We start from the raw sequence: 14,971 nt of genomic DNA on the forward strand, positions 1-14,971 counted from the left end.
AGCCCGGTCGACTGTGAACGCAGACGGCTTATTCAGTCTCTGAATGGGGCGTCACATGTTGACTCAGTCTCGGCTGATGGCCAGTATTCAGGCCTAGTTGATTTGACGATAGCCTTCAGGATGTCCACTGAATCTGTGGCGAGGGAGCTTGCTCCCGCTGGGCTGCGAAGCAGTCCCCATATGCCTGGAGGCGCTGAATTGATGCTATCCATGAAACGACCACGCTTGGCCGCAGTTACTGCACTCTCTGATTGCCGGCTTGCACTGGACTTTGTTGATGGTCGAGCGCTGACACTCGATTTGAGTCGAGATATTCAAACGTGTAAGCAGTTGCAGCCCTTGCTTGATCCCCAAGTCTTTGCGACTGCCATCTTGGGCGATAAAGGTTGGACCGTTGAATGGCCGGCCCCGGACATTCAGATTGGCGCCGATACTCTATATCTGGATGCTTTTCCAGAAATGAACTCTAACCCGCATCCGGCTTAGGCCGTTCATAGCGGGCATTGAATGCCTGTACGAATCCATTGCGCAAAATCTGCAAAAACGCTTCGAACGCGCTGATGTTTTGCTGATGCACGTTACCGCTGAGTTCGACCTTGGTGGCGAACTGGTTTTTCGCCTGGTTCTTCAGCACGGTTTCCGAGCCGCCCACCAGTGCCTCCCAGACTGAGCGGAAGATGCTCTTGTTCTTGTTTTCCACATCTTGCTGCCAGTTGAACACTTCGACGTCACGCAGCAGCGGTTTGATGTAGCCGTTGACTTGCGCCTTTTTGGCTTGGGCTTCGATCACCACGTCACCGTGGCCGGCGTTGAAGTCGAACTTACCGTAAGCCGAGGCGAAGTCGTTCATGCTTTTGAGTTCGATGTCTTTGGCTCGCAGGCGGAACTGGAAGTCTTCGAAATTGCTCAGCGGGTCGAAGGTGGCAGTGGTTTCCAGTGGGGCATGCCCGAGCAAAAGCGCTTTGCCCTCGAAACGGGCGTCACGTTTGCCTTGCTTGTCGACCACGTTGGTCAGGTTGTAAATGCTGGCCTCGACGTTGGTGGCGTTCATGTTGACCGGTGGTTTGGAGTTGAAATTGCGGAAGGTGATTTTGCCCTCATGAATCTGGACCTCGTCGAGGGTGATCGGCAGCAATTTGCCCAGTTGCGCGCGCCAGTCAGTGCCTTGACCGGTTTGAGAGTTCTGCTTATTGGCACCGCCATCGACGAAGTTGACTTCAGGTTTGACGAATTTGACCTGCGCTACAACAGCATGGTCGTACCACAGCGAATGCCAGCTGACCGCCAGATCGATCAGCGGTGCATTGACGAACGGCACCGGTACCTTGCCGTCGACCTTGACGATCTTCAGCCCATTGATCTTGTAGGCACCGCGCCATAGGGCCAGATCGACATCAGTGATCTGGCCCCGATAGTCACCCATGTCCGCCAGTTTGCCGTTCAGGTAGTCGCGCACCATGTAGGGCAGGGCGATGTGCAGCGCGATCAGCAGCACAACGACGACGGCGAAAATCCCTAGTGGCCAACTGTAGCGACGCTTCATGACGGCAATTCCCTGACGATGTAAGCGATTGACTGTTACGTCGCGCAGACGTTCGACCCGACTGGACTGTGATGGGCAACAGGCATACCTTTGAAGGCTGAATTCAATGCTGCATAAGGACCCAGCCATGAGCCGTATTTTTGCTGACAACGCCCATTCCATCGGTAATACGCCGCTGGTGCAGATCAACCGCATAGCGCCGCGTGGCGTGACCATTCTGGCCAAGATCGAGGGGCGCAACCCCGGTTACTCGGTCAAGTGCCGGATTGGCGCCAACATGATCTGGGACGCCGAAAGCAGCGGCAAACTCAAGCCTGGCATGACCATTGTCGAGCCGACATCGGGCAACACGGGGATCGGTCTGGCCTTTGTTGCCGCGGCCCGTGGGTACAAGTTGATGCTGACCATGCCTGCCTCGATGAGCATCGAACGCCGTAAAGTCCTCAAGGCTCTGGGCGCCGAACTGGTGTTGACCGAGCCGGCCAAGGGCATGAAAGGCGCAATCGAGAAGGCGGCCGAAATCGTTGCCAGCGATGCTGACAAGTACTTCATGCCATCGCAGTTCGATAATCCGGCCAACCCCGCCATTCACGAAAAGACTACCGGTCCGGAAATCTGGAACGACACCGACGGCGCCGTCGATGTACTGGTAGCGGGCGTCGGTACCGGCGGAACCATCACCGGCGTTTCGCGGTATATCAAGAATACCCAAGGCAAACCAATTCTGTCGGTGGCCGTGGAGCCGATGTCGTCGCCGGTGATCACCCAGGCGCTGGCGGGTGAAGAAATCAAACCGAGCCCGCACAAGATTCAGGGGATCGGTGCCGGTTTTGTGCCGAAGAACCTGGATCTGTCGATGGTCGACCGGGTCGAGCAGGTCACCGACGAAGAGTCCAAGGCCATGGCGCTGCGCTTGATGCAGGAAGAGGGGATTCTATGCGGCATCTCCTGCGGTGCCGCAATGGCGGTAGCGGTGAGACTGGCAGAGACGCCGGAGATGCAGGGCAAGACTATCGTCGTGATTCTGCCGGACTCCGGTGAGCGTTATCTGTCGAGCATGCTGTTCAGCGATCTGTTCACTGAGCAGGAGACTCAGCAGTAATCCAGTTGATTCAGATCAGCCGGGGTTCAGGATCGTTATGCTAATAAATGCTTTGTTGCGCAATGCTTAACACTGATTCTTGTGTAAGGCGGGTTTTGCCCGGCGCCGGTAGTGTTTATCATGGCCGGCTGCCATGCCGGGTAAAGGGCGTTGCGCAGCGTTGTCTTTATTCAAGGAGTCGTTGATGAGCTTTTCGTTAGCCGCCAAGGTGTCGGTGCTGCTGCTGTTTGTGGGCAGCATCCTCTATGTGCATTTGCGCGGCAAGGCGCGTTTGCCGGTTCTGCGCCAGTTCGTCAACCACTCGGCGCTGTTTGCTCCGTACAACGCCCTGATGTACCTGTTCTCCGGCGTGCCGTCCAAGCCGTACCTGGACCGCAGCAAATTTCCGGAGCTGGACGTGCTGCGCGACAATTGGGAAACCATTCGCGACGAGGCCATGCACCTGTTCGACGAGGGTTATATTCGCGCGGCAGAAAAGAACAACGACGCCGGTTTCGGCTCGTTCTTCAAGAAGGGCTGGAAGCGTTTCTACCTCAAGTGGTACGACAAACCGCTGCCATCGGCCGAAACCCTGTGCCCGAAAACCGTGGCGCTGGTCAGTGCGATTCCCAACGTCAAAGGCGCGATGTTTGCGCTGTTGCCGGGTGGCAGCCACTTGAACCCGCACCGCGATCCGTTCGCCGGCTCGCTGCGTTATCACCTCGGCTTGTCGACGCCGAACTCCGACGATTGCCGGATCTTTGTTGATGGTCAGGTTTATGCCTGGCGTGACGGTGAAGACGTAATGTTCGACGAGACCTACGTGCATTGGGTCAAGAATGAAACCGACCAGACCCGCGTCATCCTGTTCTGCGACGTCGAGCGTCCGCTGAGTAACCGCCTCATGACCCGCATCAACCGCTCCATCAGCGCCTGGCTCGGCCGTGCCACTGCACCGCAGAACCTTGATGATGAACGCGTCGGCGGGATCAACCAGGCCTACGCCTGGAGCAAGAACTTCAGCGACAAGTTCAGTGGCGTGGTCAAACAGTGGAAACGCCGTCATCCGAAAGCCTACCGCGTGATGCGGCCGGTGCTGGCGGTGGTGGTGTTGACGTTGTTGGGTTATTGGCTGTTTGGTTAAGGCTGGATCAGGCAATAAAAAACCGCTCCTTGTGAGCGGTTTTTTTATGAAGAGAAGGTGAATGAGGCGCCAGCGAGGACGCCTCCTGGCTCTTCCGCGGCTGGATTCACCAATGCTTCTCTGATTCGGTGCAACTCCCGTTCAGATAACTTTGCGGAAGAGCGTTTTCTATCAGCTTTTATCGATCTGGCGCCTGGCGCCTTTTTTTCAACGGCAGCCTTCATGGTGCCTCCGGCATTGATCATTAAATGAGCAGTTGTCCGATACTAGTCTTACCAAATTAGCTTCACAAGCCTGCCCTCCGAATCGAATTCGAAACCCAGTTGCCGGTACAGGGATATCACTCCAGGGAGAGGTTCCTGAATTTCAATTTGGGTACTGCCGATGATTCGCGCGAAGTGAGTCACGGCAGTCAAGGCAAATGTCGCAACTCGGCTTTTGAGAGGGTGATCGTTATCGGGCTTTCCTTCCAGACGCACAATTTTCACTCGCAACCGGCTCTGATTAGGGTTTGCAAAGCAAAGTCCGCATAACTCCTGATCAAACCAGATTGCCAAATCGAAGCTCAGTGGTTCTTTGGCCTTCCACCTGACAACATCTTGCCAAGAAATATGAGGATCAAACCACGCTTCATAGGCACTCAGCGCTTGAGCATCGATTGCTTCGAAACGAACTCTGGAGTGATCAACATCCACTATCCCTTGCAGCAACAAGTCTTTGTGCAGTTTTGCGAAAGTAACAGCAGCCTGTTTTCGAGCCTGTGATTTGTAAACCTGGTAGCGCAAATACGTCCGTTCTCTTGGCATGTGATCCTGTGCATTCCTTGTCCCCCATGTTTGGGTGTCTCGATTGCAATCCAGCCTATTCACCTCGCGGCCAACTGTCCCTGCCGGCCCTTTGCCCAAATCATTGCAATCCATGTCCCACGCTGGTTATAGTCGGCGCACGTGAGTCGTATGCCTCACCTTCCAACCCTTCAAAAAAGATCTGCGCCAATGCCTGCATCCCTCAGCAACGCGGTAGTCGATTCAGCGGTCAACGCTGGCGTCGTGCCGTGCGGGAATCAGCAGCCCAAGCAGATCAGTCATTATCCCCCACCTGTCAGTAGCACGCCGGTGTGCGCAGTCGTATCACCGCCGGGCGTTGGCGTTTCGGGCTGATCTGCAGTTTCTGCTGACCCCTGCGCCCGCCAGAAAAACCTACTGAATTTCAGCTTCGGCTGAGTTGGCTTCTTGCCTGACTACAGGTGGTAATCATGTTTGTCCTGTCGAAAAAATCCGCGCTCGCGGCCGCGTCCACGAGCCTGTTCGTTCTGCTGTGGAGCAGCGGCGCGATCTTCTCCAAATGGGGGCTGGCCCACGCGTCACCATTTGCCTTTCTGCTAATTCGTTTCGCGATTGCCTTGTGCGGCCTCTTGTTGTTGGCGCCGCTGCTCAAGCTCAAGTTGCCCAAGGGCGGCAAACCAATGCTGTTTGCGGTTGCCACGGGTGTGGTGTTGTTGGGGGCGTATCAGATTTTCTATCTGCTGGCGCTCAACACCAAAGTCACCCCTGGGGTGATGGCGACCATCATGGGTGTGCAGCCGATTCTCACCGTGGTGTTGATGGAGCGGCAGCGCTCGGCGAGCCGGATGTTTGGTCTGGCCTTGGGGTTGGCGGGGCTGATCATGGTGGTTTACCAAGGCATCGGTTTGGCCGGGATGTCCTGGGCGGGGATGCTGTTTGGTCTGCTGGCGCTGGCGAGCATGACGCTGGGCTCGATCATGCAGAAACGCATCACCGACAATCCTCTCGGTACGCTGCCGGTGCAGTACTTGGCCGGTCTGTTGTTATGCGGGATTTTCGTGCCGTTCCAGCCGTTCCACTTTGAGCACAGCACAGGTTTTATCGTGCCGGTGTTGTGGATGGGGCTGGTGGTGTCGGTGCTGGCGACGCTGTTGCTGTATCGGTTGATCGCGCGGGGCAATCTGGTCAATGTCACCAGTCTGTTCTACCTGGTGCCGGCGGTGACGGCAGTGATGGACTATCTGATTTTCGGCAATCGCCTGGCGGCGTTGAGTGTGCTGGGGATGCTGTTGATCATTGTCGGTCTGGCGTTTGTGTTCCGTAAAACCAGCTAACAGATCGTCAGGTGGCGGCTTTTAGGCCGCCGATCGCAAGCAGGCTCACTCCTACAGAGGAACGCATTCCAATTGTAGGAGTGAGCCTGCTCGCGATGGCCTTTTCGGCACCGCACAAATTTATCGGGCCGGCGCCTCAGCCGGTTTCACCACCGCCGGCTTCAACACCAGCCACAACGCCAACGCAATCAACACCCCGCCGTAGATATGCGCCATCGACAACGGCTCATCCAGCAGCAACGCCCCCCACAGCACGCCGAATGGCGGAATCATGAAGGTCACGGTCATCGACTTCACCGGCCCGATCGAACTGAGCAGGCGGAAATAAATGATGTAGGCAAACGCCGTGCAGCCAAGACCCAGGCCCAACAGCGACAGCCAGACATTCCAGCCGCCCCAACTGGCCGGCGGTGCGGTGATCACGCTATATCCAAACAACGGCAACAGAAACAACGTCGCACCGAGCATGCTGCCCAGCGCCGACAGGCGACTGTCCAGACCACCGGCCTGATCCAGCCAGCGCCGTGCGAGGAAACCGGCAAAACCATAACAAGTGGTCGCCAGCAAACAGGCGAGGGCGCCCATCAACAATTGCAGATCGAACGCCACGGGACCGGCGCGGGTCAGCACGCCAACGCCGAACAAGCCGAGGAACACCCCGCCTAGTTTGGCTGCGGTGAGTTTTTCACTGAAGAACAACCCGCCAATCAGCACGCCCATGAGCGGCGTGGTGGCGTTGAAGATCGCCGAATAACCGGCCGGTAACACCTGGGCCGCGACCGAATACAGCGTCGCCGGAATCCCCGAGTTGATCACGCCCAGCAGCATCACGGTTTTCAGTTTGCCTTTGAAGTCCCAGCGCACGCGCATCAGCCCAAGGATCACCAGCAGGCCGACGGCCGCAATCGACACGCGAAAGAATCCGGTCGGGATCGTGCCGACCACCGGTGCAATAATGCGCATGAACAGAAAACTCGCGCCCCAGATGGCCGCCAGCGACAACATACGGAAAATATCGACAGGGCTCACGGCGGGTCTCCTTCCTTGATCGGGACGAGAGTGTTGCCGAGCGCCCTGCCGAAGGCAACCGCTAATCGGGCATGCAACTGTTCGTTCAGATCACAAAGCGTGTGACCAGGCCGTTCAAGTCGACGGCCAGACGCGACAGCTCCTGGCTTGCGGCCGAGGTCTGGGTGGCGCCAGCGGCGGTCTGGGTCGAGAGGTCGCGGATGGTCACCAGATTCTGATCGACTTCGCGAGCGACCAAGGCCTGTTGCTCGGCTGCACTGGCGATCACCAGATTGCGCTGGTTGATCTGCGAGATCGACGCGGTGATTTTCTCCAGCGCCTGACCTGCGCTGTTGGCCCGGCGCAGCGTCTGACCCGCCTGCTCGGCGCTGCTTTGCAATGCGCCCACGGTAGCGCCTGTGCCTTGCTGGATGCTGCTGATCATCAGCTCGATTTCCTCAGTGGAGTTCTGCGTGCGTTGTGCCAGCGAACGCACTTCATCGGCGACCACCGCAAAGCCGCGCCCGGCTTCACCGGCGCGGGCCGCTTCGATCGCCGCATTGAGCGCCAGCAGGTTGGTCTGTCCGGCAATCCCGCGAATCACTTCCAGCACTTTGCTGATGTCCTGTGCCTGCGTGGCCAGGCCTTCGGCTTGTTCGGAAGCACCGAGTACCGCATCGACCAGTTCCTGAATCGAACTGATGGTTTCGCTGACCTGCACATGGCCGTGCTTGCTGTCCTCGTTCGACGCGGCGGACGCCTCGGCGCTGGACACCGCGTTGGCCGCGACTTCGTCCACCGCGGTGCTCATCTCCGTGACTGCGGTGGCGGCTTGTTCGATCTGATCGTTCTGCTGTTGCAGGCCGCGAGTGCTTTGCTCCATCACCGAACTCATTTCCTCGGCCGCGGAAGCCAGTTGCTGTGCCGATTCGCTGATGCCGCGAATAGTCGAGCGCAGATTGCCCTGCATCTCGGCCAAGGCGTCGAGCAGATCTGCAGCCTCATCTTTACCAGTGCTGACGATCTGTCCGCTGAGATTACCGGCAGCAATGCGCCTTGCGACATTCAGCGCCTGATTGATCGGGGTGGTAATACTACGCGTCAACTGCCAGGCCAATAGCAGCGTGGCAATCAGGGCAACCACGATGATGGTCGCGACGATCCACAATGCCCGTAGATATATCGTTGCGGCGGCAGCGGCGGCGGTATTGGCGCCTTGCTGATTGAACGAGATCATCTGCTCCAGGGCCTTGTCGAGCAGCGTTCCCTGTGGCGCCAGTTCATTGTTAAGCCGCGTGTAGGCCTGTTCACTTTGCCCGGCGTCGATCTGGCCGATGATCTGTTCGAGGATGTTCATGTACTTGGCCGTGTTGGCATTCAAGCCGTCGAGCATCACTCGTTCTTCTTCGCTGGAGAGCAGGGTTTTGTGATCGGCGAGGCGTTTGAGCAATTCTTCGCGCTGCGCTTTGATGATGCCTTTGCTTCTGTCGCGCACGGCAGGTTGGGTGCTGGTGATCAGGCGCAACGATTCGAGGCGAATGCTGGCGATGTTCGCCGCCGCGACATGGATGTTCTCGATGCTTGGCATCCATGATTCTTCAATCACTGCTGCACTCTCGCGCAGGGTTTTCATCTGGCCCAGCCCGAACAGGCCGACCACCACCAGCAGACCGGCCAAAACGGCAAAGCTCAAACTGGCGCGCAAACCTATGCGCAGATTCCGGATAGACATCAGTGTGCTCCTTGATCTTTGAGGGGGGGGAGGTCGTCCTCGTCAGCGAGGATCTTGTTATGAAGGGGGTAATGGCGGGCTGTATATCAAAGCGCCACTATTTTGGTAAGACCAATCTGGAAGCGTCGCTGTCGGTAAACGCATGCGCAGCAAAGCAACGAGCTAGACGCGTCTGGTCAGTATTGGAGCCGAAACCCAGCGAATTCGCGGGCTGGCGCGGGGCGACAAGAAGAACCGCTCAGGCGATTAACTGACCGAACGGTCGATTAAAAAAACTTTGCTGAAAACTGTGCCGTTGTACAACCCCGACGCAGAATTGGCCGAAATTGCACTTCACGCGCACACGCTTGCGTGGCTAAGCTCAGCACAGATTTCCCATGCACGCAGAGGTCTTATCTATGCCGCAGCAATGGCCCGCCACCGATATCGCCCGCATGATCCTCGATGGCTTTGACGATTACCGCGAGCATTTCCGGCGAATCACCGACGGCGCCCGGGAGCGTTTCGAGCAGGCGCGCTGGCAGGAGACGCAAACGGCGTCGGCGGCACGGATCAATCTCTACGAAGAAAAGGTCGGCGAAACCATCGCTCGCCTGCGCGAATACTTCGATGATGAAACGCTGATGAACGTCAGCTGCTGGCCGCTGGTGAAAAGTGCCTACATCAGCGTCATCGACCTGCGCTTCGATGATGAGTTGTCCGAGACCTGGTACAACTCGATTTTCTGCGGGCTGTTCAGCCACGACCTGATCAGCGACGGCTGCATGTTCATTCACACCACCCGCCCGAGCCTGCGCCGAGCCCGCGCCGCGCAAACCCGCACCTACAAACCGCAGGGGCAGTTGTCGGGGATGCTCGCGAGTATTTTTGCCGATTACCGTTTCAGCGAGGATTACGCCGATCTGCCGGGTGACCTACGCCGCCTCGAAGCGCAACTGCGCGAGAACCTGCCGGACTGGGTGTGCAAGGACCCGGAACTCAGCGTCGAGCTGTTTTCCTCGGTGCTGTACCGTAACAAGGGCGCGTATCTGGTCGGCCGCATCTACACCCGCGACGAACAGTGGCCGCTGGTGATTCCGCTGCTGCACCGGGAAGGGCGCGGGATTCAGATCGACGCGTTGATCACCGACGAAGCTGATGTATCGATCATCTTCTCGTTCACCCGTTCGTATTTCATGGTCGATGTACCGGTGCCGGCGGAGTTCATCGGCTTCCTGCGACGCATTCTGCCGGGCAAGCACATTGCCGAGTTGTACACCTCAATCGGCTTCTACAAGCACGGCAAGTCCGAGTTTTACCGCGCGCTGATCAATCACCTGGCCAACACCGATGATCAGTTCATCATGGCGCCGGGCGTGCGCGGCATGGTCATGAGCGTGTTTACGCTGCCGGGCTTCAACACCGTGTTCAAGATCATCAAAGACCGTTTTTCGCCGTCGAAAAACGTCGACCGCGCCACGGTGATCGAGAAGTACCGACTGGTGAAAAGCGTCGACCGGGTAGGGCGCATGGCCGATACCCAGGAGTTCGCCGATTTCCGTTTTCCGTTGAGCAAGTTTGATCCGGCGTGCCTGGAGGAGCTGCTGGAGGTGGCGCCGTCGACGGTGTCGGTCGAGGGCGACACGGTGTTGATCCGTCACTGCTGGACCGAGCGGCGGATGACCCCGCTCAACCTCTATCTGGAAAACGCCAACGATGCGCAGGTGCGTGAGGCGCTGGAGGATTACGGCCTGGCGATCAAGCAACTGGCGGCGGCGAATATCTTTCCCGGTGACATGCTGCTGAAGAACTTTGGCGTCACCCGGCATGGGCGTGTGGTGTTTTATGACTACGACGAAATCTGTTTTCTGACGGAGGCCAACTTCCGCCACATCCCTGCGCCGCGTACGCCGGAAGACGAAATGGCTTCGGAGCCGTGGTATTCGATCGGGCCGCTGGATGTGTTTCCCGAGGAATTTCCGCCGTTTCTGTTTGCTGATTCGGGGCAGCGCAAGTTGTTCGACCAGTTGCATGGCGAGTTGTACAACGCTGATTACTGGAAGAGTTTGCAGGAGGCGATTCGGGCCGGGAAAGTCATTGATGTTTTCCCGTATCGGCGCAAAGGCCTCGACAACGAGTAGCTCTTTTAAAAAAACACCCTCACCCCAGCCCTCTCCCGGAGCGAGAGGGGGCCTGCCGAGGTGCCTCAAGTCGAACGCCTACCTGAAAGGCCTTGGCGATTATGGATTCGGTAAATTTCTTTCAGGTCGATGGGCCTCTGGAATATCCCCCAATCGGTCCCCTCTCCCTTTGGGAGAGGGCTAGGGTGAGGGCTGCAATCCCCCAGACACGCCACAAATCCGCCAAATCTGCGACAATCCGCCCCCTGCATAAATAGACGACCGAATTGCCTACCCGATGACCGACGAATCGCCCTCCATCGACAAACTGCTGAAGAACCTCGATCACGCCATGCTCGCCGACCGTCACCGGCTGCGGCGGCAGTTGCTTGAGCTGCGCAAGAAACCCGACGAGGCCAAACTGGCCCAGTGGGTGACGCGCATGCAGGCGTCCTGTGATCAGGTGCTGGCCCGCCGCGCTAGCCTGCCGGTGATTCGTTACGACGACAGTTTGCCGATTGCGGCCAAGCGCGACGAGATCAAGAAGGCGCTGGAAAAGCATCAAGTGCTGATCATCGCCGGCGAAACCGGCTCGGGTAAAACCACCCAGTTGCCAAAAATCTGTCTGGAAATCGGTCGCGGCCAGCATGGTCTGATCGGCCACACCCAACCGCGTCGAATCGCTGCGCGCAGCGTCGCCAGCCGGGTCGCCGAAGAACTCGCTACGCCGCTCGGTGCGCTGGTCGGCTATCAGGTGCGTTTCGAGGATCAAAGCGATTCCAACACCCTGATCAAGCTGATGACCGACGGTATTCTGCTGGCGGAAACCCAGAACGATCGCTACCTCGAACGCTACGACACGATCATCGTCGACGAAGCCCACGAACGCAGCCTCAACATCGACTTCCTGCTCGGCTACCTGAAAACCCTGCTGCCGCGTCGCCCGGACCTGAAAGTCATCATCACCTCGGCGACCATCGATCTGGAGCGCTTCTCCAAGCACTTCGACGATGCGCCAATTGTCGAAGTCTCCGGCCGCACCTTCCCGGTGGACACCTGGTATCGCCCGCTGACCCTGGAGCAGGACGAAGAGGGCAACCGCGTCGAAGACGACCTGACGGTGGATCAGGCGATTCTCGCGACCCTTGATGAAATCGCCGCTTACGAGCGCAGCGAGCGTCGCAGCCCCGGTGACGTGCTGGTGTTCCTGCCCGGCGAGCGCGAGATTCGCGACGCTGCCGACATGCTGCGCAAGGCGCAGATCAAACACACTGAAATCCTGCCGTTGTACGCGCGCTTGTCGCCCGCCGAGCAGCAGCGGATTTTCCAGTCGCACCCGGGCCGTCGCGTGGTGCTGGCGACCAACGTCGCCGAGACCTCGTTGACTGTGCCGGGCATTCGTTACGTGATCGACAGCGGCACCGCGCGCATCAGCCGCTACAGCTATCGCGCCAAGGTCCAGCGTCTGCCGATCGAGGCGATTTCCCAGGCCAGCGCCAACCAGCGTAAAGGTCGCTGCGGCCGGGTTGAGCCGGGCATTTGTATTCGGCTGTACAGCGAAGAAGATTTTAACGGGCGCCCGGAATTCACCGATCCAGAGATTCTGCGCACCAACCTCGCCGCCGTGATTCTGCAGATGCTGCATCTGCGTCTCGGCGAGATCACCGCGTTCCCGTTTATCGAGCCGCCGGATGGCAAGGCGATCAGCGACGGTTTCAACCTGCTGCAAGAACTCTCGGCGGTTGACCGCAACAGTCAGCTGACGCCGCTCGGTCGACAGTTGGCGCGTTTGCCGGTCGATCCGCGCATGGGCCGTATGCTGCTTGAAGCAGCCAAGCTCGGCAGTTTGCAGGAAGTGCTGATCGTCGCCAGTGCAATGTCGATTCAGGACCCGCGCGAGCGTCCCCCGGAGCGTCAACAAGCCGCTGATCAAGCCCACGCGCAATGGAAAGACGTTGATTCTGACTTCGCCGGACTGGTGAATCTGTGGCGCGGTTTCGAAGAGCAGCGCCAAGCATTGACCGCGAGCCCGCTGCGCAACTGGTGCCGCAAAAACTTCCTCAACTATCTGCGTCTGCGCGAGTGGCGCGACTCGCATCGGCAGTTGAGCCTGATCTGCCGCGACATGCAGCTGAGCCTCAACAAAGAGCCGGCGGATTACCCGAAACTGCACAAAGCGGTGCTGGTCGGCTTGCTCAGCCAGATCGGTCAGAAAACCGAGGATGGGGATTACCTCGGCGCGCGTCAGCGACGTTTCTGGATTCACCCGTCGTCGGGCATCGGCAAGAAGCGACCGCAATGGCTGATGACCGCTGAGCTGGTGGAAACCACCAAGCTTTATGCACGCATGGTCGCCAAGATCGACGCCGACTGGATCGAGCCGTTGGCCGGGCACCTGATCAAGAAAAACCACTTCGAACCGCATTGGGAAAAGAAGCGCGGCCAGGTCGTGGCCTACGAGCAGATCACTCTGTTCGGGCTGATCGTGGTCGGCCGCCGGCCGGTGCATTACGGCCCGGTGGATCCGGTGGTTTCTCGCGAATTGTTTATCCGTGAAGGTCTGGTGCGTGGCGAGATTCAATCGAAAGCCAAGTGCCTGACCGCCAACCAACAGTTGCTTGAACAGCTCGACGAACTGGAAGCAAAAGCCCGTCGTCGCGACATTCTCGCGGATGAAGAAACCCTGTACGCGTTCTACGACGCGCGGCTGCCGGCGGAGATTCACCAGACCGCGACCTTCGACAGTTGGTACCGCATCAACAGCCAGAAGAATCCGCAGTTGTTGATCATGCGCGAAGAAGACGTGCTGGCCCGCGAAGCCAGTGAAGTCACCGCGCGGGATTACCCGGACACGCTGCACATCGGCGATCTGGAACTGGCGCTGACTTATCACTTCGAGCCCAATCATCCGCGCGACGGCGTGACTCTGCGCGTGCCGGCCCCGCTGTTGCCGATGCTGCCACCGGAACGCCTGGAATGGCTGGTGCCGGGGCTGATCGAGGCCAAGTGCATCGCCCTTGTGCGCAACCTGCCGAAGGCCCTGCGCAAGAACTTCGTGCCGGTGCCGGACTTCATCAAAGCTGCGCTGCAACGCATGACCTTTGCCGAGGGTTCGTTGCCGCAAGCGCTCGGTCGCGAACTGCTGCGCATGACTGGCGCGCGGGTCAGCGACGAGGCGTGGGCCGAAGCCGAGCAAGGCGTCGAGGGGCATCTGCGGATGAACCTGGAAATTGTCGACGGCCAAGGCAAATTCCTCGGCGAAGGTCGCGATCTGGCCGAGCTGACCGCACGGTTTGCCGAAGCCAGTCAGGCCGCGCTGGCGGTGCCGCAGAGTGCGAAAAGTCAGCAACCGGTGGAGGCCAAGGTCTTCGCCCCGGTAGCAGAAAAGACTCAACAGAAGATCGCCGGGCTGTCGATGACGGTATATCCGGCGCTGGTTGAAGAGGGCGGCACGGTCAAGGAGGGGCGCTTCTCGACCCCGGCCGAAGCCGAATTCCAGCATCGTCGCGCCTTGCAGCGGTTGTTGATGCAGCAACTTGCGGAACCGGCCAAGTTCCTGCGTGGCAAGTTGCCGGGGCAGACTGAGCTGGGCTTGCTCTATCGCGAGTTGGGCCGGGTTGATGCGCTGGTCGAAGACATTCTGCTGGCGAGCCTCGACAGCTGCATTCTCGAAGGCGAAGACCCGTTGCCCCGCGACGGCGCTGGTTTGGCGGCACTGGCCGAGCGTAAACGCGGCAACTGGACCGAGCACGCCGAGCGCGTGGCCCGGTTGACCCTGGAGATTCTCAAGCTCTGGCACGGCCTGCAAAAGCGCTTCAAGGGCAAGATCGATCTGGCCCAGGCCGTGGCGCTCAATGACATCAAGCAGCAAATCAACAATCTGGTGTATCCGGGGTTTGTCCGCGAAACGCCGATGCAGTGGCTTAAGGAGTTGCCGCGTTACCTGAAAGCGGTCGAGCAGCGTTTCGAAAAGCTCGGCGCGCAGGTGCAGAAGGATCGGGTCTGGAGCGGCGAACTCGCCGGCCTCTGGGCGCAATACCAGACCCGCGCGGCGAAACATGCCCAGGAAGGCAAACGCGATCCGCAGCTTGAGCTGTATCGCTGGTGGCTGGAGGAATACCGGGTGTCGCTGTTCGCCCAGCAGTTGGGGACGAAAGTTCCGATCTCCGACAAACGCCTGAACAAGCAGTGGAGCCAGGTCGAACCGTAACGCTGATCGTTCCCACGCTCTGCGTGGGAATGCCT

General features: G+C 58.8%; 10 protein-coding genes. 6 read left to right on the top strand and 4 right to left on the bottom strand.

Going from position 1 to position 14,971, the window contains the following annotated elements; translation table 11 throughout:
- Positions 1-210 precede the first annotated feature (210 nt).
- Entirely contained in the window at positions 211-486 is a 276-nt protein-coding gene (locus CKW26_RS15640) for a DUF2442 domain-containing protein (RefSeq protein ID WP_245398029.1), read from the top strand.
- Here CKW26_RS15640 and CKW26_RS15645 read toward each other — a convergent pair.
- On the bottom strand, positions 467-1,543 hold the full coding sequence (locus tag CKW26_RS15645) for a DUF748 domain-containing protein (protein ID WP_095049266.1): 1,077 nt from the start codon (positions 1,541-1,543) through the stop codon (positions 467-469). The two genes, CKW26_RS15640 and CKW26_RS15645, sit on opposite strands and share 20 nt — an antisense overlap.
- Before the next feature lie 127 nt (positions 1,544-1,670).
- On the opposite strand from CKW26_RS15645, the gene cysK reads away from it, so the two are divergent.
- Positions 1,671-2,645 carry a cysteine synthase A gene (cysK, locus tag CKW26_RS15650; protein WP_095049267.1) on the top strand — a complete coding sequence of 325 codons (975 nt, stop codon included), beginning with the start codon at positions 1,671-1,673 and terminating at the stop codon, positions 2,643-2,645.
- 184 nt (positions 2,646-2,829) lie between these two features.
- Positions 2,830-3,768: an aspartyl/asparaginyl beta-hydroxylase domain-containing protein gene (locus CKW26_RS15655; protein WP_095049268.1), complete on the top strand. Its 939-nt coding sequence runs from the start codon at positions 2,830-2,832 to the stop codon at positions 3,766-3,768.
- A 272-nt stretch (positions 3,769-4,040) separates the two neighbouring features.
- Here the strand turns inward: CKW26_RS15655 and CKW26_RS15660 are convergent, their stop codons facing one another.
- Entirely contained in the window at positions 4,041-4,574 is a 534-nt protein-coding gene (locus tag CKW26_RS15660) for a hypothetical protein (protein WP_095049269.1), read from the bottom strand.
- A 449-nt stretch (positions 4,575-5,023) separates the two neighbouring features.
- Here CKW26_RS15660 and CKW26_RS15665 point away from each other — a divergent pair, with 449 nt between their 5' ends.
- Positions 5,024-5,887 carry a DMT family transporter gene (locus CKW26_RS15665; RefSeq protein WP_095049270.1) on the top strand — a complete coding sequence of 288 codons (864 nt, stop codon included), beginning with the start codon at positions 5,024-5,026 and terminating at the stop codon, positions 5,885-5,887.
- A gap of 120 nt (positions 5,888-6,007) precedes the next feature.
- On the opposite strand, the gene CKW26_RS15670 is transcribed toward CKW26_RS15665, so the two are convergent.
- Together CKW26_RS15670 and CKW26_RS15675 are read right to left on the bottom strand one after the other, a co-directional pair.
- A complete protein-coding gene (locus tag CKW26_RS15670; RefSeq protein WP_095049271.1) occupies positions 6,008-6,916 on the bottom strand; it encodes a DMT family transporter in 909 nt (302 codons plus the stop codon).
- Positions 6,917-7,001: 85 nt separating this feature from the next.
- Positions 7,002-8,627 carry a methyl-accepting chemotaxis protein gene (locus CKW26_RS15675; protein WP_095049272.1) on the bottom strand — a complete coding sequence of 542 codons (1,626 nt, stop codon included), beginning with the start codon at positions 8,625-8,627 and terminating at the stop codon, positions 7,002-7,004.
- A gap of 398 nt (positions 8,628-9,025) precedes the next feature.
- Between CKW26_RS15675 and aceK the strand changes: the two genes are divergently transcribed.
- Together aceK and hrpA are read left to right on the top strand one after the other, a co-directional pair.
- Positions 9,026-10,747, top strand: coding sequence for a bifunctional isocitrate dehydrogenase kinase/phosphatase (aceK, locus tag CKW26_RS15685; protein ID WP_007918081.1), 1,722 nt, complete (start codon positions 9,026-9,028; stop codon positions 10,745-10,747).
- A gap of 277 nt (positions 10,748-11,024) precedes the next feature.
- A complete protein-coding gene (hrpA, locus tag CKW26_RS15690; RefSeq protein WP_095049274.1) occupies positions 11,025-14,936 on the top strand; it encodes an ATP-dependent RNA helicase HrpA in 3,912 nt (1,303 codons plus the stop codon).
- Positions 14,937-14,971: the final 35 nt, after the last annotated feature.

Origin of the sequence: Pseudomonas sp. Irchel s3h9, from assembly GCF_900187475.1 — a bacterium.
Lineage (GTDB): Bacteria > Pseudomonadota > Gammaproteobacteria > Pseudomonadales > Pseudomonadaceae > Aquipseudomonas > Aquipseudomonas neuropathica.